At 53.7% G+C, this 21,668-nt stretch carries 22 protein-coding genes; 10 read left to right on the forward strand and 12 right to left on the reverse strand.

The window, feature by feature from the left end; genetic code table 11:
• Window positions 1-3 precede the first annotated feature (3 nt).
• Complete coding sequence (locus EYY67_RS05720; RefSeq protein WP_131693030.1) at window positions 4-1,185, reverse strand: MFS transporter; 1,182 nt, start codon at window positions 1,183-1,185, stop codon at window positions 4-6.
• A gap of 142 nt (window positions 1,186-1,327) precedes the next feature.
• On the opposite strand from EYY67_RS05720, the gene EYY67_RS05725 reads away from it, so the two are divergent.
• Window positions 1,328-2,323, forward strand: a complete 996-nt coding sequence (locus EYY67_RS05725) for a LysR family transcriptional regulator (RefSeq protein ID WP_242675579.1) — start codon at window positions 1,328-1,330, stop codon at window positions 2,321-2,323.
• Window positions 2,324-2,383: 60 nt separating this feature from the next.
• On the forward strand, window positions 2,384-2,971 hold the full coding sequence (gene pagP, locus EYY67_RS05730; protein WP_119824455.1) for a lipid IV(A) palmitoyltransferase PagP: 588 nt from the start codon (window positions 2,384-2,386) through the stop codon (window positions 2,969-2,971).
• 64 nt (window positions 2,972-3,035) lie between these two features.
• Here pagP and EYY67_RS05735 read toward each other — a convergent pair whose 3' ends face one another.
• The 8 genes from EYY67_RS05735 to EYY67_RS05770 all read right to left on the reverse strand — a co-directional run bounded on the left by EYY67_RS05735 (window position 3,036) and on the right by EYY67_RS05770 (window position 9,732).
• Window positions 3,036-3,998: a lysylphosphatidylglycerol synthase domain-containing protein gene (locus EYY67_RS05735; RefSeq protein WP_095925642.1), complete on the reverse strand. Its 963-nt coding sequence runs from the start codon at window positions 3,996-3,998 to the stop codon at window positions 3,036-3,038.
• Window positions 3,998-5,245, reverse strand: coding sequence for a cardiolipin synthase ClsB (gene clsB / locus EYY67_RS05740; protein WP_131693032.1), 1,248 nt, complete (start codon window positions 5,243-5,245; stop codon window positions 3,998-4,000). The genes EYY67_RS05735 and clsB overlap by 1 nt, the downstream gene beginning before the upstream one ends.
• A complete protein-coding gene (locus EYY67_RS05745; RefSeq protein ID WP_119824449.1) occupies window positions 5,242-6,003 on the reverse strand; it encodes an endonuclease/exonuclease/phosphatase family protein in 762 nt (253 codons plus the stop codon). The genes clsB and EYY67_RS05745 overlap by 4 nt, the downstream gene beginning before the upstream one ends.
• Before the next feature lie 119 nt (window positions 6,004-6,122).
• Window positions 6,123-6,479: a DUF1493 family protein gene (locus EYY67_RS05750; protein ID WP_131693033.1), complete on the reverse strand. Its 357-nt coding sequence runs from the start codon at window positions 6,477-6,479 to the stop codon at window positions 6,123-6,125.
• Window positions 6,469-7,383, reverse strand: coding sequence for a glycosyltransferase family 9 protein (locus EYY67_RS05755; protein WP_341352838.1), 915 nt, complete (start codon window positions 7,381-7,383; stop codon window positions 6,469-6,471). The genes EYY67_RS05750 and EYY67_RS05755 overlap by 11 nt, the downstream gene beginning before the upstream one ends.
• Window positions 7,384-7,549: 166 nt before the next feature.
• Complete coding sequence (locus EYY67_RS05760; protein WP_131693035.1) at window positions 7,550-8,593, reverse strand: glycosyltransferase family 9 protein; 1,044 nt, start codon at window positions 8,591-8,593, stop codon at window positions 7,550-7,552.
• Window positions 8,594-8,954: 361 nt separating this feature from the next.
• Window positions 8,955-9,299: an anti-adapter protein IraM gene (gene iraM, locus EYY67_RS05765; RefSeq protein ID WP_131693036.1), complete on the reverse strand. Its 345-nt coding sequence runs from the start codon at window positions 9,297-9,299 to the stop codon at window positions 8,955-8,957.
• Window positions 9,300-9,333: 34 nt separating this feature from the next.
• Window positions 9,334-9,732: a helix-turn-helix domain-containing protein gene (locus EYY67_RS05770; RefSeq protein WP_095925649.1), complete on the reverse strand. Its 399-nt coding sequence runs from the start codon at window positions 9,730-9,732 to the stop codon at window positions 9,334-9,336.
• A gap of 289 nt (window positions 9,733-10,021) precedes the next feature.
• Here EYY67_RS05770 and EYY67_RS05775 point away from each other — a divergent pair, with 289 nt between their 5' ends.
• Complete coding sequence (locus EYY67_RS05775; RefSeq protein ID WP_162928629.1) at window positions 10,022-10,519, forward strand: hypothetical protein; 498 nt, start codon at window positions 10,022-10,024, stop codon at window positions 10,517-10,519.
• A 12-nt stretch (window positions 10,520-10,531) separates the two neighbouring features.
• Here the strand turns inward: EYY67_RS05775 and EYY67_RS05780 are convergent, their stop codons facing one another.
• Window positions 10,532-11,722: an OmpP1/FadL family transporter gene (locus EYY67_RS05780; RefSeq protein ID WP_131693037.1), complete on the reverse strand. Its 1,191-nt coding sequence runs from the start codon at window positions 11,720-11,722 to the stop codon at window positions 10,532-10,534.
• 204 nt (window positions 11,723-11,926) lie between these two features.
• Between EYY67_RS05780 and EYY67_RS05785 the strand changes: the two genes are divergently transcribed.
• The 5 genes from EYY67_RS05785 to EYY67_RS05805 are packed head-to-tail and all read left to right on the forward strand — an operon-like array spanning window position 11,927 to window position 17,911.
• Window positions 11,927-12,973: an HAD family hydrolase gene (locus EYY67_RS05785; protein WP_233432945.1), complete on the forward strand. Its 1,047-nt coding sequence runs from the start codon at window positions 11,927-11,929 to the stop codon at window positions 12,971-12,973.
• 17 nt (window positions 12,974-12,990) lie between these two features.
• Window positions 12,991-13,977: a porin family protein gene (locus tag EYY67_RS05790; RefSeq protein WP_242675580.1), complete on the forward strand. Its 987-nt coding sequence runs from the start codon at window positions 12,991-12,993 to the stop codon at window positions 13,975-13,977.
• The gene (locus EYY67_RS05795) at window positions 13,977-15,107 is read left to right on the forward strand and encodes a BamA/TamA family outer membrane protein (protein WP_131693038.1); all 1,131 of its coding nucleotides are present in this window, start codon (window positions 13,977-13,979) and stop codon (window positions 15,105-15,107) included. Before EYY67_RS05790 ends, EYY67_RS05795 begins: the two co-directional genes overlap by 1 nt.
• An 8-nt stretch (window positions 15,108-15,115) precedes the next feature.
• Window positions 15,116-16,225: a DUF4056 domain-containing protein gene (locus tag EYY67_RS05800; protein WP_131693109.1), complete on the forward strand. Its 1,110-nt coding sequence runs from the start codon at window positions 15,116-15,118 to the stop codon at window positions 16,223-16,225.
• Window positions 16,226-16,258: 33 nt separating this feature from the next.
• Window positions 16,259-17,911: a mechanosensitive ion channel family protein gene (locus EYY67_RS05805; protein ID WP_131693039.1), complete on the forward strand. Its 1,653-nt coding sequence runs from the start codon at window positions 16,259-16,261 to the stop codon at window positions 17,909-17,911.
• On the opposite strand, the gene mntP is transcribed toward EYY67_RS05805, so the two are convergent.
• Together mntP and umuD are read right to left on the reverse strand one after the other, a co-directional pair.
• Window positions 17,908-18,480 (reverse strand): manganese efflux pump MntP, encoded by a 573-nt coding sequence (gene mntP, locus EYY67_RS05810; RefSeq protein WP_095925653.1) that lies wholly within the window; start codon window positions 18,478-18,480, stop codon window positions 17,908-17,910. The two genes, EYY67_RS05805 and mntP, sit on opposite strands and share 4 nt — an antisense overlap.
• Before the next feature lie 265 nt (window positions 18,481-18,745).
• Complete coding sequence (umuD, locus tag EYY67_RS05815; RefSeq protein WP_095925654.1) at window positions 18,746-19,165, reverse strand: translesion error-prone DNA polymerase V autoproteolytic subunit; 420 nt, start codon at window positions 19,163-19,165, stop codon at window positions 18,746-18,748.
• Between the two features lie 530 nt (window positions 19,166-19,695).
• Here umuD and tssB point away from each other — a divergent pair.
• Window positions 19,696-20,175, forward strand: coding sequence for a type VI secretion system contractile sheath small subunit (gene tssB / locus EYY67_RS05820; RefSeq protein WP_095925655.1), 480 nt, complete (start codon window positions 19,696-19,698; stop codon window positions 20,173-20,175).
• Entirely contained in the window at window positions 20,172-21,653 is a 1,482-nt protein-coding gene (gene tssC, locus EYY67_RS05825; protein WP_131693040.1) for a type VI secretion system contractile sheath large subunit, read from the forward strand. Before tssB ends, tssC begins: the two co-directional genes overlap by 4 nt.
• Window positions 21,654-21,668 lie beyond the last annotated feature (15 nt).

Here is a 21,668-nt window from a genome sequence, read left to right on the forward strand (position 1 = left end):
GTGTTAAAAAAGGCGTGTCAGCCGGACGCACAGCGCCAGAAGGGCGGAAGCGGCGGCCATTACCATCACGGCGGTCCAGCCACCGTGTTCCCAGGCCAGACTGGCGGCGGCAGAACCGGCCGCGCCGAAAGCAAACTGTGCCGCCATGAAAACGGTGTTAAAGCGGCCCCGTGCGCTTCCCGCCGCGCGGAGTATCAGACTCTGATGACTGATCAGCGAAATTTGCAGGCCGGTGGTCATCATCACTACGCCGATGCCCAGCCCGGTCAGGGTCTGCATCGGGATCATCAGCAGGAAGCTGGCCGCGACCAGCAGCACGCCGGAAAGTGCGGCGGCCTGTGGCCCTCGTTTACCCGTGACTCGCAGACCAAAGGGCACCAGCACGGCACCGGCAAGCGCCACCACGCCGAACAGACCGGCGCTGCCGCTGTCGAGGCCAAAGCGGGGCGTCTGAAGCAACAGCGCCAGAATTGTCCAGAACGCGCTGAAGCCGAAAAACAGCAGACTTTGCGTCAGCGCGGCGTTCCTGAGAACCGGTTCGTGACGTGCGAGGGTAAACAGTGAGCGGAGTAATTGCGGGTAGGCGGGCTGGCGATCCGGCTGGCTGCGCGGCAGCCTTATGGCAAGGCAGCCCATCATCAGCACAGACAGCAGCGCACCCAGCAGGAAAACCGAACGCCAGCCATACCATGCCCCCATGAAACCACTGACGGTTCGGGCAAGCAGTACGCCTGCCAGCAGCCCGCTGGTTAAGGTCGCCAGCACCGATTCACGGCGCAAAGACGAGGTGAGTCCGGCGGCATGCGGGATCATCTGCTGCGCAATAGTGGCGAACACCCCTGTCAGCATCGAAGAAAAGGCAAGGCTATATATGCCGGGAGAAAGACTGGCGGCCACCATGGCCAGCGTCAGCCCGAGGCACTGAAGCAGTATCAGCGTCCGTCGCTCCATCTTGTCGCCCAGCGGCACCAGCAGAATGAGTCCGAGGGCGTAGCCTGTCTGGGTTGTGGTGGCGATCAGACCGGATGCCGTACCGAAATCATTGGCAATCATGCCCAGCAGCGGCTGATTGTAATACTGGCTGCCTACCGCGATCCCTGTCGCGGCGGCCATCATCAGCACCTGTCCCTGGCTGAGGTCAGGGTTGTCCGGCGAACTGAGCGGGACTGAATGAAATTTACACATAAAAACTCCTTCCCACCGGCAGGCAGCGGGATTCGTCGCAAAGGTAACGCCGGGTATGGGCCGTCGGAGGATGGCGTGATATTGACGGAATGAATAACATCTGGGAAATTGATAGCAGGCATACCAACTATCTCTGAAAATGATGAAAACACCGACACTGAGAAACCTCGATCTGAATCTGCTTTATGCGTTTACCATTTTGATGGAAGAGCTGAATGTCAGCCGCGCAGCAGAGCGGATGTACATCGGACAGCCGGGACTCTCCGGCGCACTTCGCCGTCTGCGGGAAGCCCTGGGCGACGAACTTTTTATCCGTGTGGGACGCAAGTTACAGCCGACGCCGCGTGCGCTGGCGATAGCGCCGGACATCGCCAGCGCGTTAGCGACGATCGAACGCACGGTGCAGCCGCCGGATGCTTTCGATCCGGCAACGTGGGAAGGGGAATTTCGGGTCGGGCTGTGCGATAACCTGGAAATGGCTTTTTTCGGGGTATTGACCGCGCGCGTCCGTGAACTGGCACCGCATGCGCGGGTCGTGGCGGTGGCCGCCACCAAACGTGATTCGGTATCGTTGCTGGAGGAAGGGGCTTACGATTTCAGCGTGGCCGTACACGGTGAACCGGCGTCGTGGCATATCCGCCAGCCGCTTTTTGATCAGCATCTGAAATGCCTGTACGACCCGCAGCGTCTTCCTCTGACACAGCCGCTAAGCATGGAAGAGTATGGAAACCGGCAGCACGTTATTGTGTCATCCGTGGGGAATGACGTCCGCGAGGTGGATGCCTTTTTGCAACTCGCCGGGGTCAGCCGGGAGATTGTTGCCAGCGTATCGCGCTACTCCGCCGTCGGCCCGGTATTGCAGGCCATACCAGCCATCGCGACCGTGCCTGAAACAGTGGCGCATTGCATGGCGCGGCTGTATGGCCTGAGTGTCTGCGACACACCTCCCGATTTCCCGGTCGAACCGATTTCACTGCTTTACCGCAAAGTGGATGAGGTAAAGGGAAGCGCCGTCTGGTTCCGGCAACTGTTTTCCGACGTCGCCCTGCAGGCATTAAAGGATTCAGGGTGTTTGCCTGAAGGCGTGCGTTCTTCTGAGCCTGAACTGCGAAATCGCAATCTCGGGTCAGACGGATAACTTTCCACTTCCCGACTATCATTTACTCAAACAGAACTGAAATTAAACCTTGGTGGACTTATGACAGGGAAGAAAAATTACGTTTTACTCATCGCGTTGTTCTGCCTGGTGTTTAATGTCGCCGCTGAGACTGCCGGCACGATGAACGACACGTCAGGCGGCGTATCCGGTTTATGGCAGGATTTCAAAGACAACGTCTCGCAGACCTGGAATGAACCGCAATATACCGATATCTATCTGCCGTTTCTCAGCTGGCATAACCGCTATATGTACGATAAGCACAAAACCGATAATTATAATGAGATGCCGTGGGGCGGCGGGATCGGCGTCTCGCGCTATACGCCAGAGGGCAACTGGAGCGGGCTTTTTGCGATGGTCTTTCAGGATTCCCACCGGGAATGGCAACCCGCCGCCGGTTACGGCTGGGAGAAAGGCTGGTATTTAACCCAAAGCAAAGACCTGCGCCTTGGTCTGGGTTTAGCGGGGGGAATTACCGCCCGGGATGACTTCGCGAATTACGTGCCGCTGCCTTTTGTCTTTCCGCTGTTCTCTGCGGGCTATAAAAATATCAATCTGCAGTTCACCTATATTCCGGGCACTTACAACAACGGCAATGTGCTTTTTGCGTGGCTGAGAGCGGGCTTTTAGCCGTTCTTCTGCGTCAGCATGAACCGGCCATGCCGTTCAGTTTTGCGCGTCTTTCCCCGGAAGGTCATTCCGCCATGGCCTTCTCGTTCTTCGCCCGCAATTTCTTCGCCCGGCTTTCCAGCAGCAGATAGCACACCAGCGCCAGCAGCAGCGGCAGGAAGTAGTAGAGCATGCGATAGGCCAGCAGGGCGGCGATAATCGCCCCCTGCGAGGTGTGTTCTCCCGCCAGCAGCGCGATAAACACCGCTTCCAGCACGCCAATCCCCGCCGGAATATGCACGATGACCCCGGCGATACTGCTGACTAACAGCACGCCCAGCACAAAGAAATAGTTGACCTCCTGACCCAGCAGCAGCCAGATAATCGCCGCCATGGCCATCCAGTTGGCGGCGGAAATCACCATCTGCGCCAGCGCAAATTTAAACGACGGCAGCACCAGTTTTTGGCCTTTCACCGTCATATGGCGGTGTTTCGCAAAGGCGCAGAACCAGACGTAAACCGCCACCATCGCCAGCAGCGCAATGCCGACAATGCGCAATGTGCCGTCGCTGATGTACCAGTGCGAAGGGAGATCCACCACGCCGGAGGTGAAAATAATGCCGCCCAGCAAAATATAGCCAAGCCAGTTGGTGGAAATGCTCAGCGAGAAAATGCGCGTGATCGTGCCGCCGGGCAGACCCAGACGGGAGTAGAGCCGGTAGCGCATGCCAATGCCGCCAACCCAGGTGCTGAGCGTGAGGTTAAAGGCGTAGCAGATAAATGACACCAGCATGACCTGACGGGCGGCGAGTTTGTGTCCGCAGTAGGCGCGGGCGAGCAGATCGTAACAGCCGTACAGCAGATAGCTGACAATCACCAGCGCCACCGACATCAGCAGTGTCGTGCGGTTGTAATGGCGGATGACCTGCCACACGTCATCCCAGTTGACCGTGCGGGCGTAAACCACCAGCAGCACGGCCACGGCGATAAAGAAAATCCCGGTGAGGATTTTTTTCGCCAGACGCCATTTTGGATGCGATGCAGACATCAGGGTTTCACCTCCGAATTCTCTGTCGTCACCCGATCCTGCGTTTCAATTTCGGGTTGTACGGGCGGCGCTACCTGAGAAAGCCTTGGCGTGTGTGCCGGTAGCCAGCCGACCATTGCCGGGAATTTACGCAGAAAGTGGAACGCCACCACGCTTTTCGTCAGGTTCCACCAGGTACGTTTCGGGGCCATGGTTTCATCCACACGCTGGCAGTCTTCGGCAATAATCCCGTGGAGATTCTCACGCAGCGTCTGGTTAAAGGTACGGTCATGGATAATGAGATTGGCTTCAAGGTTGAGCGACAAACTCAGCGGATCGAGATTGCTGGAGCCGACCGTCGCCCAGTGCGCGTCCATCAGTGCGACCTTGCCGTGCAGCGGGCGACGGCGATATTCATACACCTGCACACCGCCTTTCAGCAGATAGTTGTACAGCAGCTCCGCGCCGACTTTCACAATCGGCATATCCGGATTGCCCTGCACGATGAGTTTCACCCGCACCCCGCGTCGTGCCGCATTGCGCATGGCGTGCAGCAGACGGTAGCCGGGAAAGAAATAAGCGTTGGCGATAATCACTTCACGCTTCGCGCTGGACAGCATTTTCAGATAGTGACGCTCAATATCATCACTGTGATCGTCGTTATCGCGCCAGACAAACAGCGCCTGCGCCTCGCCGGGCTGGCGATTTTCGGCGGCATGATAGCGGCGACGTTGCTGCCACCACCGGCGGGTTTGCGACTGATCGGGCAGGTTTTCCAGCTCAAACTGTAAAATGTCATCCACCACCGGGCCTTCTACCCGCACGGCGTAATCCTGCTTGGCTTCGGGACCGTAACTGGTCACATGTTCGGCGGAGTAATTGATCCCGCCGACAAACGCTACCGTACTGTCGATGACAACAATTTTACGGTGCATACGGCGGAACAGATTGGTGCGCATCCCTAACAGCCGCTGACGCGGGTCGTAATAGCGGAACACCACGCCTGCTGACGTCAGTTCGCTGACGAACTCCTCGCTCAGATCCGGTGATCCATACCCGTCGAGCAGCACCTGAACGTCGATACCGCGCTGTGCGGCGCGCAGAAGCACCGCATGCAACTGGCGTCCCACGTTATCTTCAAACCAGATAAAGGTTTCGAGGATCACTTTCCGCTGAGCGTTATCGATAGCCTCGAATAACGCCGGGTAATATTCGTCGCCATTTACCAGAAGCCGGATGTGGTTGCCTTCCCGCCATGCGCTGTTCATAAGTGGATCTCCGCGCTTAACGGCGCATGGTCGGACAGATGACGCCAGAGACGCAGCGGCAGCGTGGCGGGCGCGCTGGCATTGGCATTTTTTACATAGATCCGGTCGAGACGCAGAAGTGGCAGACTGACCGGGAAAGTGCGCGCCGGACGCCCTCTGGCGCGGGTGAAAATCTCATCCAGCCCCGCCTGCGCTTTGAGCGGGTGGCTGGCCTTCTGCCGCCAGTCGTTGAAATCGCCCGCGACCAGCACCGGTTCTCCCTCCGGGAACGCGTTAACCCAGTCGGCCAGAATTGTCAGCTGCGCCTGACGGTGCGCTTCGCGCAGCCCCAGATGCACACAAATCACATGGACAGGATACTCAAGCTGCGGCGGCACGATGCGGCAGTACAGCAGGCCGCGGTTCTCACTGCCTTCCACCGACACGTCGCGATTCTCATAATGTTCAATGGGATAGCGTGACAGCACGGCATTACCGTGATGACCTTCGGGGTAGACCGCGTTGCGCCCGTAGGCGTAATCGCTCCACATGGTGTCAGCAAGAAACTCGTAATGGGTGGTGTCCGGCCAGTTTTCCACATGCAACGGATGCACTTCGTGCGCGCCCATCACTTCCTGCAGGCAGACGATATCGGCGCCCACGGTGCGTACCGCATCGCGCAACTCGGGTAAAATGAAGCGTTTATTAAACGCAGCGAAGCCCTTGTGGGTATTAATCGTCAGTACCTTCAACGAAAACTGTCGGGGTTGTGGGGTCATGTCTTCTCCTGCGTGTGCCACTATCCTGATGAAAATAAAGTATAGTTTCTGTCACGAAAAAGAGGCGCGGTTACAGATTTCTCCGTAAAACCGTTTCCCCGGCAGTCGCTTTGTGGCGGTTATCCGTTTTGCCCGTGAAGATAAACCGGCCAGAAGCCGTTCAGCGCCGCATCGTGCAACGCTTTCACGGTGACGGGCGTCACCCGGCCACGCTGACGGCGGAGACTGAAAGCCAGTGAGCTGAGAAAACCCGCATCCCGCGGGAAGTGATTGAAAGTGAAATAATTTCTGGCATTGACCTTAAAGCGGATAAAAAAGTCATTCATTAAGGTATCGCGCTGAATTTCATTGAGCGGAAGCGTGACTAATGAAAAATCACCGCCGCTGATCTTTTTATAAAATCCGAAGACAGTGGGGCAGTTATGCTGTTCAAGAAAATCAATGATCTCTCTTTCCAGCGCCTGATTAACAATCATGTGGCCTCCTGAGCAGTTCCCCGACGGCCTGATATACGTCAGCAGGCAGGATCGCCCTCATGGGATGCGCCGCGTTTTTACCTTCAGGACGGTGCAAAATAATGTGCTTTTGCGGATCCTGACAGGGGCCGGTATAGGCCGGGTTGGCGGTGGCAAAAAGACTGACGGTTCTGACCCCGGCGGCCACGGCGATATGTAAGGGTCCGGTGTCACCCGTGACGAGAATATTCAGGCTTTTTACCAGCGTCACCAGTCCGGTCAGCGGCGTTTGTCCTGACATGATGCAGATATTATTTTGATGGTGCGCCGGTAATCGTTTTAAAAAATCCTCCGCCAGATGTTTTTCCGCCGCCGTGCCGGTAATAATAATATCCAGATCACGGTATTCATTTAACAGCAGCCCCGCGAGCTGGCTGAAAAATTCAACCGGCCAGCGACGCGATTCATTGGATGCGCCTAACTGAAAGCCGATGCGTTTGCGTAAATACAGACGCGGCGCAGGCGTATTGATCACCGGCAGGTGCATACGGCTTTCGCCGGGGTTTTCACACACCGGTTCAATCAGTTTTAATTTTCGCCGGATGGTGTGGCCGTCAAAATATCCCGAGTAATGATCTAAGTAGTGATTAAATACAGCCGGTTCACTGCCGTAGTGATCACGTAAAATCATTTTACTGCCGGATAATACCGCACACAGCACATCGTAAGGAAAGTGTGCATGTAAAATAACGCTAAGGTCAGGTTTGTGTTTCCTGAGCTTAAGGATTAACGGCAGTATTCTCACCACTTTGTTGTCCCAGACATAAATATTATCGTACCAGTTGTATTGCACCACCAGACTGTGATTCTTTTTACTGGTCACCAGAATAAACCGGCTGGCGGGAAAACTCGTTTTTAACTGCATTATCGCCGGGGTATTCATCAGATAATCCCCCAGCGCGGTGGTGGAATAAATGACAATGTTTTCCGGTGCGGCTGTCCATGCTGAAAGAGAAAAGGTCTTTCTTCGCGTTAACAAACAATAAAGATGCAATATTGTTTTGATTAACTTCATTTTCATGGCTTTCATTTCAGTTCAGATTACCTGTCATACGGGAAAATATTTTTTGGCTATCCGTCACTTCATTTCTCAGCGCAATAAACTCGTGAAAAACGTCTTCGGCGGAAAGTCGGGCGACGTCTTCCTCCGCTGAGGCAATGATCCGGCACGGCACTTTCCAGGGACCCCAGACCCGCGGATCGCTGTTGCCGAACAACGCCACCACCGGTCTTCCCACGCCTGCGGCGATGTGCAATGCGCCGCCGTCACTGGTGATGATCTGGTCACACAGGGACATCCCGGCCATCAGTTCGCGGATGTTCACCGTATTGAACGGCACCATAATAATGTCTTTGCAGGCGTTCATAATGCGTTGGGCTTTTTCATCGTCTCCCGGATGTTGCAGGTTATCTTCTGCGCCCGGAGACCAGAACAGAATGATTTTGCAAGGCTCCGTCCGCGACAGCCTGTGCGCGAATTCAATATAATTCTCAACCGGCCAGCGTTGTTTTTCTTTTCTGGCGCTGATCTGCACACCATATAACGGCATGTTATAGGTGTTCTTTATTTTATGAACGGCAAATTCCCTTTCGGATTTTGTCACCCATAATGCCAGTGCGCCGGGTTTCGTATAACAATCTAATGGCCGGGCAAGTTCTGCCATCTGTTCAACCATATGTTTACCGTCTGGCATATACGGTATTTTATCGGTAACGGCATCCGGCGCATCCTCGCCAATGGCAATGATTCTTTTCGCCCGCGATAATGTCGCCCACTGTAAAGGTCTTTTATTCCAGTTGCCCGCCACGATAGCGACGTCATACCCTTCCCGCCATATGCTGAAGGTGGTGGCAATACGGTGGAAGAAAGCGTGGATCTTTTTCCTCACGGATCCTTCATGGTGCAGTTTGGTATAATGATGCACTTTACGGACGCCGGGATGACCGTCCAGCACTAATTTATTGTAAGAATTAACCAGCATATCGACCTGATGATTTTTCGCCAGTATCGAAATCAGCGGGGTGGTCAGGATCAGATCACCGATATTTTCCCGTCTGATGATTAATATTTTCATTACTTCCCTCATTAAATACACCTTCATCATGCAGGAAGATTTATTGATTACAATCGCCGCCATGACACCATTACATTGACTGTAAAGGTAGACTTAACCCTAAAAAGTTAGTTCCGCTGATAACGTCAGCGTAAAGAAAATGTTGTGTTAAAGGTTGTGAGTATTTCGTGAGGAATGATCCCGTTAAATAAATATATCGATGTTGTGCGCGAAAATAATCTGAAACCGGTCGCTATCCGCTGTATTAAACAGGAACGAAAATTCAACCTGGTGGCGATTTCTTATGGGAAGGGACGCCTTTACGTCACAGGACATACGCCTTTCAGCAAGCCGTGGCTGCCGAAAGGCGGGTTAATGATCTTCAGATTGCGTGGACGTGAACACCGTAAGGGCACATGTCAAAATGGCAGGTGTCTTTGCGGTCACAGTGATGCAGGGCCGGATCTTTATTGCCCGGACAGTCGAGGCTTTTTTCAAACGTCTGCCAGAGATTATCATTAAACGGAAAAGCATGAAGAAGGCTAATGTCACGGATATTCCCATTCACGACGATGCCTAAATCGCTGACAATAACTTCGCCGCCGGGGCGCAGGAAATAATGGCTTTTGTACCATAAAATAATCCTCAGATTCCGATAGCTGGATATCACCGCAAAGGCAGCCCCCGTCGAAGGACAAACCAGATTTCTTTCAATCAACCATTCCATGTTAATACCTCCTTGTTGCTGGAAAGGGGATATTTCAGATTTTTGTCACAGGTCTGTTCCGGCCGGGAGAAGAAGGCTGATGAATATATTTATATTCCGCCCGGAAGTCGCTGGTACGGTACCGGTGCGGTGAGACAGAGAAGTAGTGGGTAAATGAGCGTGTAAAAGATTGTTGTGATTCAAAGCCATACCGGCATGCGAGTGAGAGGATCGGCTCGTTACTGTTTTTAAGGTTCTGCGCGATAAGCGTCAGTTTTCTATTGCGGATATATTTCCCTAAGGTTAATCCTGTCTCCTTTTTGAATATTCTTTGCAAATGCCATTTTGAATAGCCTGAATACTCTGCCACACACTGTACTGAAAGCGGGGTGTCTATATTCACTTCAATCCAGCTAATGATATCGTTGATGACGTCTTTGGTGAATGTCGTCACAGCTTTATACCCTCCCTTTATCCTTAAAAGTTGAGGTGTTTATAACATGGAGGAATATAAGACGATTCCGCTATTTCATAACTTTACTTAAGTAAAACTTAACTCACACCTCCCCGGGACGATCAGAGCCGAAATAATAAAGACGCTATTATTCCCGTTGTGAAATTAATTCCGTCATAACGTTTTTTAGCGGACATTCTATACTCACATCTGGCCGGTGCGACTCGATTTCCTACTTAGCTTCTTGTTCATTAAGGCGGTGGTTGAAGTGCTCAAAAAAGTCTGGGGTTTGTCATGCTTTCCGTTGTTACTCCTCTCTGCGGCAAATCAGGCTGACGAGATCAATTTATATTCCATAAACACCGGATCTTTTGTTTACCATCTGACCCACAACCGCGGCCAGTACAATGAAAAATTTGATAACCACTTTTACTCGGTGGAACGCAAATTCTCTGAAGATTCCAAATACAGCCTGTTAGCGGGCACCATGAAAAACAGCTTTGATGACCGCTGTATCGCGCTGGGGCTGCGAAGGGACTGGGTGTCCGGCAACACCGGCTGGGTGTTCAAAGGGGTCTACGGTTATACCGGCGAGTTCTTCTTTGATGCCTTTAAACATTGCGGTGATGAAGGGTCGTACAACGATTTCAAAAAAGTCACCGGCATCGGGTTCTCGCCGTATATCTACCACGCCGTTCAGTACAATTTTACCGATTACTTTGGTGTGGAAAGCGGGATTATTATTCCTGCCGTGTTCGTGGTCAGTGTGCAATGGAGCTTCAGATAACCGTTCGTTTAATCAGAATTCATAGTTGTAATTGATGCTGAAGAAATAAATCGACGGATCGTCATAACCGCCTTTCAGCAGCGGGTTTTCGACCTGCGACGATTCCATGGTCAGGTATTCAAACGCCATACCGACATTGCTGGCGGTGGTCACCTGATACTGCGCACCGGCACCAAAACGCCACGCCGCGCCGGAAGGCATGGTCAGTGAGGCGTCATCCTGCGATTTATAAAAACTGCTGTCATAGGCGATACCGGTATTCAGCCGCCAGGTTTCATCCGGGCGGAACTGCACGCCGAATGCGGTATGCCAGGTGTCCTGCAATTTGTTGTCGCGATCCAGCGGACGGCTGCCGGTGTAGATCTGATTGCTGCCGTAGGCGCTCCAGTTCTGCCAGCCCAGATCGCCCATCACCGACCAGCGTTTATTCACGTCATGCACCACGCTTAACATCAGCTGGTCCGGGGTATTCACGTCGGCGGTCAGCGGCAGGGTATATTCCCGGTTATCCAGCTGCGGGAAGCGCGCTTTGCCATCAATATTAAAATGGTACTGCGTTTTACTGGTGAAATTCAGGCCGACGCGGGTCTGGTCGGTGGCTTTAAATAACACGCCGGTGCGGAAATTCAGCGCCCAGTCGTGATCCGACTGCTTATGATCCTCATCATCGACATTGCGCGTCAGCGACAGAAACCCGTAATTAATCCCGATGCCCGCGCCCCAGGATAACCGGTCATTCACTTTCCAGGCCAGCGCCGGGCTGAGCGTCAGTCCGACCAGGGTACTTTTCTTAATCAGCCGGTCACCCGCCCAGTCACCAAAATCCAGCCCCAGACCGTAATTGCCATACAGCCCGATCCCGGCGGATAACGAATCATTCAGCCGCTGCTGATAAAACAGATTGGCGCCGGGGAACCAGCCGATGGTGTTACCGGGGCTGCTGCCGCGTAAGGCGGAATTATCATCGAGGGAATACGGCGTGTGGCCGTAAAGCGCCTGCAGGCCGCCGGTCAGCATATGATCGGGTAATTCGGTTAAGCCTGCGGGGTTAGACACCAGCGTCGAGGCATCCTGCGCACGGGCGGCCTGACCGGCACCGGCGAGGCCGGTGTCTTCGGTGCCGATTTCATACAGATACAGCCCTGCCGCCTGTGATGACATGGAAAATAAAATGCCACTTATCAAGAAAGTAAGTCTTTTCATATTTCGCCCGGGATCAGCTTGCGATGGAATGACGTGATGCCTATCTAACGATTAGAGAAAGAACCGGATAATTGCAAATAGCCGATAACAAAAAATAAAAAGATGTGTCCATCTGCTAGAAATAATTTCACTTACTGACTAGCCTTTACGCAAACGCCTTCCCGATGAAAACACACAATTCTTTCTATTTAGCAGGATGTTGAGATGAATTATTTATTCCGCGTTTCCGCCCATCGCGGCGGAAAATTGCCGCGTGTCGTCGTCGCTTTTACGCTGTTTATTGTCCTCGCCTGTCAGATGGCGTATGCCGCCACTGAGGCGACGGCCAGTCTTCCTTCCTGGAATGATTCCGCCACAAAATCAAAAATTATTGATTTCGTGCAAAAGGTGACGCTGGAAGGCGGACCGGAATTTGTGATGCCTGAAGCGCGGATTGCGGTGTTCGACAATGACGGCACGTTGTGGACCGAACAACCGGCCTACGTTCAGCTGATTTACCTGATGGATCGTATTAAGGCGCTGGCTCCGCAACACCCTGAATGGAAGAACCAGCAGCCCTTTAAAGGCGTTCTGGAAAATGACATGCATGCGGTTGCGGCGACCGGTAACCCGGGGCTGATGGCGATTGAACATGCCGCCGACGCCGGAATGACCACTGAAGAATTTAAAAAAAGCGTGTCAGCGTGGCTCGATACCGCCCGCGATCCGCGTTTCAAACGGCCTTATACCGAACTGGTGTATCAGCCCATGCTGGAATTGCTGAGCTATCTGCGGGAGCACGGTTTTAAAACCTATATTGTCTCCGGTGGCGGCACCGACTTTATGCGGCCGTGGGCGGAGAAAGCCTATGGTATCCCGCCTGAGCAGGTGATCGGCTCCACCGACAAGATCAAATTTGATATCGATAAACAGGGCCATGCCCGGCTGGTCAAACAGGGCGTGATCAATTTTATCGATGACGCGGAAAATAAACCGGTGGCGATCCACCGCTACATTGGCCGGATGCCGCTGCTGGCGTTTGGGAATTCCGACGGTGATTTACCGATGCTGCAATACGTCTCTTCCGGCGCCGGTCCGAATCTGGTGCTTTATCTGCATCACGACGATGCCGCGCGCGAATACGCCTACGACCGGAAATCCGGCTTCGGCAAACTGGATAAAGGTCTGGATGAGGCGGCGAAAAAAGGCTGGCCGGTGGTCAGCATGAAAACTGACTGGAAAACCGTTTTCCCTGCTGCTCAGGCGAAATAATGCATTACCGGAGGCGGATGAACAGATTCAGCAGGGCACAACCCTTTCTTCTCGTGCTGTGCCTCGGGTGGGCACCTCTGGCGGGGGCAGAAACCCCCGCGGTCACGGACCCGAAAGACGCGGCCAGTGACGACGGCCGCACCTTCCCGATCTGGGGGGATGAGGCGCGGGCGCGTGGCTATTCCATTCCGCTGCCGTTTGGCGTCAATCTCAGTTATATGAATATGCGTCAGAACGTCGATGTCGACAGTATCACCTTCTCCGGCCTGAAATTAGGCGCGCATCCCATTCCTGCCGAGATGTTTGATATTGATGTCGCCAAAACCCGCGAGCGCAGCCAGACAGAAAATCTGCGTCTCGATATGTGGGTGTTTCCCTTCCTGAATGTGTACGGTCTGCTGGGTTACACCAAAGGGTCTTCGATCTCCAACGTGTCGGTGGATGCGGATCCGTCACGCTATACCGGCCTTAACCGCGTGATTGCCACCTCGGTCCACAATCTGTACCGCAACGGCGATTTGCAGGATATCGACTTTACCCTCGATTTTCAGGGGCGAACCTGGGGCACAGGTTTCACGCTGGCGGGCGGCTATGGCAACTGGTTTACGCTGGTGGATACCAATTACACCCGCACGGATTTCGACATTCTTGACGGCAGTATTTCGGCAGTGACGGTTTCGCCGCGCGCCGGCTACCGTTTCAACCTGCAAGGCATCACCGGACCTTCGCACCTGAGCCTTTGGGTGGGCAGCATGTATCAGGATGTGCAGCAGGAATTCAAAGGCAAGCTGTCTGATCTGCATATGCCCGCAGAACTTCAGCCGCTGATCAGCGCCGTCAATCAGGATGATGAGGGGCGTTTTGACGTCAAACAGCATCTGAATTCGCCGTGGAATATGCTGATCGGGGCGCAATACGAAATCACGCAAAACTTCAACGTGCTGTCGGAAATCGGTTTCAACGACCGCAACAGCTTCTTTGTTGCAGGTGAATATCGATTCTGATGAACAGATCAGCATGGCTGGCGGGCGGAGTGCTGAGTCTGATGGTGTCGCCGCTGAGTGCCGGAGAACTGTCGCATGAGCAGATCGACGGTTTTCTCAATAAACTCGGCGCGGACAATCATTTTGATGCCAGCAAAGGCGTGGACTGGAGCGTATTGCCCGGCCCGTTTTATACGCCGGAACTGAAACTCGGTCTCGGCACGGCGGTGGCGGGCATTTACCGTATTGATCCGCAAGATAAGCAGACGCAGAACTCCTCCGTGTCGTTTACCGGTTTTGTCAGTACCAGCGGGGCGCTGGGTGTGGGGCTGACCAATTACACCTTTTTCAGTGATGACCAGTGGCGGCTGTTCGTGGATGGCTCACTGGCAAAAATCCCCACCGGTTTCTGGGGCATTGGTTACGACGCGGCGCAGGGAGATGAAATGAAATACACCGAAAATTCGCTGCGCCTGCATCCTCAGATTTTCTACCGGCTGGCCGATCATTGGTATGGCGGCGTGGGCTGGGATTTTTCGACGATCCACGCCGACGTGGACGATCCCCATCAGAACGACCTTTTTACCCGCTACGGTGCTGACACCCGGTCGCAGAGTTCCGGCGGTTCCGTCGCGCTGAATTACGATACCCGTGATGTGATCACCCGGCCCCGGCATGGCCAGTTTTTCAGTGCCGAATACAGCGTTTTTGATCCGGCTACCGGTTCTGATACGCATTTCACCGCCTTACAGTTGCAGTACAACCATTATCAGCCGCTCAATGACAGCGACGTGCTGGCGTTTGATGTGTGGGGACGATTTTCACAGGGCGATGTGCCGTGGGACCGTCTTTCGCTGGCCGGCGATGACCGCCGGTTGCGCGGCTATTATCAGGGGCAATACCGCGATAAAGACGTGGTCAGCACCCAGCTTGAATACCGTAAAAAACTCAACTGGCGACACGGTTATGTGCTGTGGCTGGGGATGGGCGCACTGGGCGATACGCCGGGGGATCTGACCTCGCATCCTCTGTTACCCAATGCGGGGGCCGGTTACCGGTTTGAGGTCAAACCGGATATGAATGTGCGGCTGGATCTGGGCGTCGGCCGGGAAAGCGCAGGTTTTTATTTTCAAATTGCGGAGGCTTTTTGAACCACAAAATGCTGTGTACGTGGCTGTTGTGCGCGGCGTCGGTGAGCCATGCTGAAACCATGCCGACGGACATTCTGCCCGTCGAATCCGCTGCCCGTGTCGGACCGGTCGCCCGGCACCTGACCGCGCCGGAATCCCTGCGTCCGTGCTGTGCCTTTGGCTATGGATTACGTGTTCGCGCCATCGGCGTGCCGGTGCCGTTTTACCAGATCGGCAACGTGTTATCCGCCGGTTCGCTCGGTACGCACCATTACAACGACAGTGCGCTCGGAGCGGTGAAAAGTATCGTCGGGCTGAGCGCGGAAAAAAGCGGGCTGATTTACACCCGGCGCGGCGGTTTTATCGATATCGCCCACGTACGCGACACGGCGGATAACACCTTTTACCTGTTCACCCGCATTTACCCGCGCCTCGGCAGCGGCTGGCGTTTGTTCTACAGCGAGGAGCTGGGTCTGCGGCGCATTCAGCTGAAGGCGTTTACCCGTCCGCACACAACGGCGGAGCGGTATACCCTGGCGGCCTGGCTGGCGGGGCATCTGGCCTTTCAGCTGGCGCAATGGCATGAGATCGCCCAGTGGTATGGCTTCCAGTCGGTGAAAGGCTTTTCAGAGGAAATCTCGGCGTTTTCGCCGGAAGATCTCTATTCCAATCTGCTGGGCGCGCGGCTGGCGATTAACGTCATCCTGCACGGCCACGCCGGTTCGCCGGAAAAATACAACGCGGCGATGGGATCCGCCTTACACGACGCGCTGATCCGGCTGGGTGCGGTCAGTGAAGCGGAAACCAAGCGGCAATTTCATGAGGTGGATGGCATCTGGTGGAACAGCAAGCGCCGGGTGCCGGATAAATTTCTGGTGTTAAACCGCAACTATGATCTGAGCGACAGCCGCTTTCCGACGCCGGTGCCTTTCGAAAAAATCCCGCCTTATCGGCTGACGATGCCTGAGACGGTGGCGGGATACCGTTTGTCTGCACTGGGGGAACTGCAAATTTACCCCGGCAGCGAGATGCACGGGCTGAAAACGCCCGCGCATTTTTATACTCCGTCACAATTTCCTGCGCTGGCAGAAAAAGCAAAATACGCCGACCAGATACAGTTGCAGAAATTGAATAAATAGACATTAACGAAACGAGAGTCAGGGAGTCTGTGAATGGCCGACAACAGGTTGAACGCGTTTATCCCGACGTTGATAAGGCGGGGCGGAGTCTTTCTTTTTCTGGCATGTATTGCCCTTTTCAGCGTGTCTCACTCACAGGCGGCGGAACCGCGCCAGTCACCGTCCGATCAGGAAAAAGCCCGTACGGTGTATATTTTCCACCAGCCGATCGTGATGTTGCAGGCGAAGTTCGGTTTGTCCACGCCGGAGGAACGGGTGCTGCGTATCCGCAATACGCTGCGTTCCCTCAGCGAGGAGGACATGCGCCATCCGGTGCAAATCCTGCCGGTGCAGCGCTACGGTCAGCAGGGCCGGTTATTTGTGATCAATGGTAAGCCGCTGATGTTGCTGGCGGAAAGTGATCTGGATGAAGGCGATGACCTGACGCTCGATCAGGCCGCGCAGCGGGTGCTGGCGCGTTTTAATGCGCAACGCACCTCGCTTATCGATCAGTATTCTTCCTCGTATCTGACCCTCGCTACCGTCAAGGTGCTGGCGGGCACCGCCGTGCTGATCCTGCTGTATTACCTTGCCTTTCGATCCTGGTCGCGGGTTAAAGCCTATTTTACGGCCAGGATTTTGCTGAAGAAGGGCTTGATCCCCTATCGCTGGCGCAGCCTGCTGGGGGCGGTGGAAGTACATGCCTACGCGCTGCTGATGATTTTACTCAGCATCGTGGCGTTCTATCTCTGGCTGAGCTGGCTGTTCCGCCTGTATCCGTGGACGCGTGTCTGGGGCGAATCCCTTGGCGACTGGTCGGTGAATGTCATTCAGCGGATCGCGCTGGCCATTGTGTCGGCGTTCCCCGGTTTGCTGATTGTGGCGATCATCTTCCTGCTTACCGCGTTTATCCTCAAGCTGCTGAAAATACTGCTCCGGCGGGTAGAGACCCGCAAACTTCAGGTGCCGGGGCTGCATCCGGAAACCGTCGGGGCGACGCGTAAACTGATTTCGGTGATGGTGTGGTTGTTCGCACTGTCTGCGGCCTATCCGTTTTTACCGGGAGCCAACTCGCTGGCTTTCAAAGGGGTCAGCGTGTTCTTTGGTCTGATGCTGACGCTGGGGTCGGCCGGGGTGATGAACCACGCGATGAGCGGGCTGGTGCTGATTTATTCCCGTGCGCTGCGCAAAGGCGATGTGATCCGCATCGGCGATAACGAAGGGCTGGTGAGTGAAATCGGCATGCTGGCGACGAAAATCATCACCCGTGAAAGTTACGTTGTCACTGTGCCTAATGCGGTGGTGGTCAGCGGCAAGATCACCAACCTCAGTGCCCAGAATCCGGGCGGAGGCGTCAATCTGACCACCGGCGTTACCATCGGTTACGACACGCCGTGGCGGCAGGTGCACGCCATGCTGGAACTGGCCGCCAGCCGCACGCAGGGCATCGATCCGCAGCACAAACCGCTGGTTCGCCAGCTCAGCCTGATGGACTGGTATATCGCGTATGAATTGCAGGTGCATCTGCGGGCGGGCGAATCCCTCGCGGCGGTGAGAACGGAATTACACAGCCATATTCAGGATGTCTTTAACGAATTCAATGTGCAGATTATGTCGCCGAATTTTGTGAATCAGCCGGAAAACGCGGTGATGGTGACCAAAGATAACTGGTTCGCGGCACCGGCGTCGCCGCCGGAAAACACCTAGCCCAGCAGACCGAGATGTTCGACGAGGATCGAGGTACCGATGGCGATCAGCACCACGCCACCCAGAATTTCCGCCCATTTCCCCATCGCCGCGCCGAGGAAGCGGCCAAGCAGCATCCCGGACGTCGCCATAATGGTGGTGGCGGCACCGATAGCCAGCGCCATCACCAGAATATTTACCTGCAGGAAGGCCAGACCGACACCCACGGCCATCGCATCCAGACTGGTTGCCACCGCAGTGGTCACCAGCAACCAGAAGCCGTGACGACGGGGCGCTTCGGTTTCTTCGCTGGCGTCTTTTTTGAACGCCTGCACAATCATGCGCAAACCGAGGATCAGCAGCAGGGTGAACGCCACCCAGTGATCCCAGCTCATGATAAACTGGCTGGCCGCCAGCCCGATCCCCCATCCGATAACCGGTGTAATGGCTTCAATGACGCCAAAAATCAGTCCGGTGCGCAGGGCTTCTTTCAGCGGCGGGCGGTGCAGTGATGCGCCCTTGCCGATCGCCGCAGCGAAGGCATCCATGGACATGCCGAAAGCTAGAATGAGGACGGTATAGAGTTGCATAAAAACGGACCAGTCAGGCCTTCAGGGACAAAAAGGCTGTTTATTAATTGAGGTGCGCAGTCTGCCACAAAACCGGAAATAAAAAAACCTGTATTTTCAAGGTGTTATAGTATTGGTTAAGAAAGTTAGCACAGGCTATATTTGGTTAATAAGCCCGCTTATTGATGAAAATGGCAGCGCTGTCATACAAAAATGCCTGCCATCATAAGGATTTAGCACGAGTGCGGTTTATTCAGAAAATCTGACCCCGGGGTGTGCGGTGCGCCTATCTCGTGGCGTACACGATAAACGTCACCACACCGAAGATCTCAAGCGACGCTTCATCCTGAAAAGTGATGGGGGAATAGGTCGGATTCATCGGCACCAGCTGCAATACCGGACGGGTACATAATTTCTTTACCGTGAACTCACCGTCCACCGCCGCCACCACAATGTCGCCGTGCACGGCGGTCAGGGCGCTGTCGACCACCAGCAAATCGCCGTCGTTAACATTGGCGTCCGTCATCGAATGGCCTGAAACGCGGATAAAGTAGGTTGCACTTGGGTGAGCGATCATCAGTTTGTTCAGATCGAGCTGCGCCTCCACGTAATCCTGCGCCGGTGAAGGGAAGCCGCAAGGGACGCGATCCAGAAACAACGGCAGGGTGATACTTTTCAGCGGGCTGCCGGGAGTGTGTAAAATCATACTGAGTTCTCGTGATACTGGTTTTATATACAGTATTCACGTCAGCGTGGCGCTGATCAAGCCTGTCAGAGACAGAAAAATGTATCTGCCTGATTGGCGGTGGAATTTATGTTTATGCGGATCGCTACCGGCAAACGAGATTTGGCCGGCGGAGCAAAAATGTCAGGTTTTTGGATAAAAATAACGCGTTTTACAGTTCATCCTACCCTTTTTATTTGTAATACCTGCTCACAAAGAAAATTCAAAGCAAATAATATGTAACAGAAATTATCTTGGGATAATAAAGTAGGTTTTTATTCTTTAAAAGAAAATTGCATTTTTTCAATTGTCACGATAAATCATTTCCCTTTCCTCAATTCACTGTTTTAATAAAATGAATGCTTGCGCATCCTGTTGTTTTTAAATGTTTTTATCTCAGTTATTTAGAGGTGGTTAATATAATAATAAGCAGAGTGATATGTGAAAGTCCTTAATTACTGTTTATTATCCCCGCATAATTTTACCTCCTCAAACTTTATGGTGATTTATCCGTGAGTAACACACAATATAAACTGAGCAAAGCGCGTCCTCCCCGCGTGCAAATAACGTATGACGTTGAAGTCGGCGGCGCTGAATCCAAAAAAGAATTACCTTTAGTGATGGGGGTGATCGGGGATTTCGCAAAAGACGATATGCCACTGCGTGACCGTCGTTTCACTCACATTGATAAAGACAACTTTAATAATGTGATGGAAGGGATGAAACCGGCAGTCGAAATGCTGGTGGAAAGTACCCTGCCAGAAAAAGAAGGCCAGATGGCGGTCGCTCTGGAATTCAACAGCATGGACGACTTTTCTCCGGAAAACGTGGTGATGCAGGTTGAGCCGCTGCGCAAGCTGCTTGAACTGCGTGAGCAACTGAGCGATTTACGCAACCGCACCGCCAGCAATGATCGCCTGAAAGAGCAATTGGTTGAGCTGCTCGAAGGTATCGCGAAAGACGCAGAATCCGCCAAAGGAGATGCAGAATGAGCGATATCCAGGTGATGAACGCCTCTGCCCAGGCTGAGCAATCCGGCGATTATCTTGATCAGATTATCGACAATACCCAGGCCATCCGCCGCGAATCCGACCGGACCAAGGTGAAAAGTCAGCTGGATAACTTCCTGTCGGAAGTGGCATCCGGCGCGGTCATCGTGTCCAATGATCTGGTCGGCAGCATCGAAGCCCGCATTGCGGCCATTGATGAACTGCTCTCTTCTCAGGTCAGCAAAATTATTCAGGCTCCGGAATTCCAGCGTATGGAATCTTCCTGGCGCGGTCTGCACAAACTGGTGCAAAGCAGCGTCACAGAAAACACCAAAGTGCGCGTGTTTAACTGCACCAAGAAAGAGCTGATGCGTGACTTTAAATCAGCCTCCGACTTTGATCAGTCTTCCTTATTTAAAAGCATTTATGAAAGTGAATATGGCACCTTCGGCGGTGACCCGTATTCGGCTTTTGTCGGCGATTTTGAATTCGACTGCATGCCGGAAGATGTTCAGTTGCTCGAGCACATTTCCCATGTTGCCGCCGCAGCCCACGCGCCATTCCTGAGTGCTGCGAATCCTGGCATGTTTGCTATGGGATCCTTCTCCGAAATGCCGCGTCCGCGCGATCTGGGCAAGCTGTTTGAAACCTCCGACTATGCCCGCTGGAAATCCTTCCGCCAGAGCGATGACTCACGCTATGTCGGTTTGACGCTGCCACGCGTCATTGGCCGTCTGCCTTACGGTGCGAAAACCGTGTCCGTGGAGGCGTTCAATTTCGAAGAGAAAATTGACGAAAATAACGACGGTGCCAGCTACCTGTGGGTCAACGCGGCTTACGATTTAGCGGGCCGTATGGTGGAAGCTTTTGAAGAGCACGGCTGGTGCGCGGCAATCCGCGGCGTGGAAGGCGGTGGTCTGGTGAAATCCCTGCCAACCTACAACTACATTTCCCAGACCGGCGAAAAAGTTATGCAGTGTCCGACAGAAGTGGCGATCTCTGACCGTCGCGAAAAGGAACTGGCTGAACTTGGTTTTATTCCGCTTATTTATTGCAAGGGCACCGATTATGCCGCGTTCTTCGCCGTGCAATCGACCAATAAACCGCGCAAATATGATTCTGAACTGGCCAATGCAAACGCTAAATTGTCCAGCCAGTTGCAATATATTATGACGACGTCGCGCTTTGCTCATTATTTAAAATCCATCGTGCGCGATAAAGTGGGCAGCTTTATGTCCAAATCTGAATGCCAGAATTTCCTGCAAAACTGGATCAACCAATATGTTGTGGGTTCAGATAATGTAGGACCAACGATTAAAGCAAGCCATCCGTTGCGTGAGGCTGTGGTTGAAGTTGTTGATGTACCAGGTTCTCCGGGCAGTTATCGCGCCGTTGCATATTTAAAACCGCATTTCCAGCTTGAAGGGCTAAGCATGTCGCTGCGCCTGGTAGCGGAACTTCCTGCATCGACGGGTGCATAAATATAATCGTTAAAA

The sequence above is a fragment of the Rahnella victoriana genome (genome assembly GCF_004330295.1).
Taxonomy (GTDB): domain Bacteria; phylum Pseudomonadota; class Gammaproteobacteria; order Enterobacterales; family Enterobacteriaceae; genus Rahnella; species Rahnella victoriana.

Coding starts and splice junctions, on each gene's coding strand:
- EYY67_RS05720 (WP_131693030.1), bottom strand. CDS start 1,185: ATGTGTAAATTTCATTCAGTCCCGCTCAGTTCGCCGGACAACCCTGAC.
- EYY67_RS05725 (WP_242675579.1), top strand. CDS start 1,328: ATGAAAACACCGACACTGAGAAACCTCGATCTGAATCTGCTTTATGCG.
- pagP (WP_119824455.1), top strand. CDS start 2,384: ATGACAGGGAAGAAAAATTACGTTTTACTCATCGCGTTGTTCTGCCTG.
- EYY67_RS05735 (WP_095925642.1), bottom strand. CDS start 3,998: ATGTCTGCATCGCATCCAAAATGGCGTCTGGCGAAAAAAATCCTCACC.
- clsB (WP_131693032.1), bottom strand. CDS start 5,245: ATGAACAGCGCATGGCGGGAAGGCAACCACATCCGGCTTCTGGTAAAT.
- EYY67_RS05745 (WP_119824449.1), bottom strand. CDS start 6,003: ATGACCCCACAACCCCGACAGTTTTCGTTGAAGGTACTGACGATTAAT.
- EYY67_RS05750 (WP_131693033.1), bottom strand. CDS start 6,479: ATGATTGTTAATCAGGCGCTGGAAAGAGAGATCATTGATTTTCTTGAA.
- EYY67_RS05755 (WP_341352838.1), bottom strand. CDS start 7,383: ATGCAGTTAAAAACGAGTTTTCCCGCCAGCCGGTTTATTCTGGTGACC.
- EYY67_RS05760 (WP_131693035.1), bottom strand. CDS start 8,593: ATGAAAATATTAATCATCAGACGGGAAAATATCGGTGATCTGATCCTG.
- iraM (WP_131693036.1), bottom strand. CDS start 9,299: ATGGAATGGTTGATTGAAAGAAATCTGGTTTGTCCTTCGACGGGGGCT.
- EYY67_RS05780 (WP_131693037.1), bottom strand. CDS start 11,722: ATGAAAAGACTTACTTTCTTGATAAGTGGCATTTTATTTTCCATGTCA.
- EYY67_RS05785 (WP_233432945.1), top strand. CDS start 11,927: ATGAATTATTTATTCCGCGTTTCCGCCCATCGCGGCGGAAAATTGCCG.
- EYY67_RS05790 (WP_242675580.1), top strand. CDS start 12,991: ATGAACAGATTCAGCAGGGCACAACCCTTTCTTCTCGTGCTGTGCCTC.
- EYY67_RS05795 (WP_131693038.1), top strand. CDS start 13,977: ATGAACAGATCAGCATGGCTGGCGGGCGGAGTGCTGAGTCTGATGGTG.
- EYY67_RS05800 (WP_131693109.1), top strand. CDS start 15,116: ATGCTGTGTACGTGGCTGTTGTGCGCGGCGTCGGTGAGCCATGCTGAA.
- EYY67_RS05805 (WP_131693039.1), top strand. CDS start 16,259: ATGGCCGACAACAGGTTGAACGCGTTTATCCCGACGTTGATAAGGCGG.
- mntP (WP_095925653.1), bottom strand. CDS start 18,480: ATGCAACTCTATACCGTCCTCATTCTAGCTTTCGGCATGTCCATGGAT.
- umuD (WP_095925654.1), bottom strand. CDS start 19,165: ATGATTTTACACACTCCCGGCAGCCCGCTGAAAAGTATCACCCTGCCG.
- tssC (WP_131693040.1), top strand. CDS start 20,172: ATGAGCGATATCCAGGTGATGAACGCCTCTGCCCAGGCTGAGCAATCC.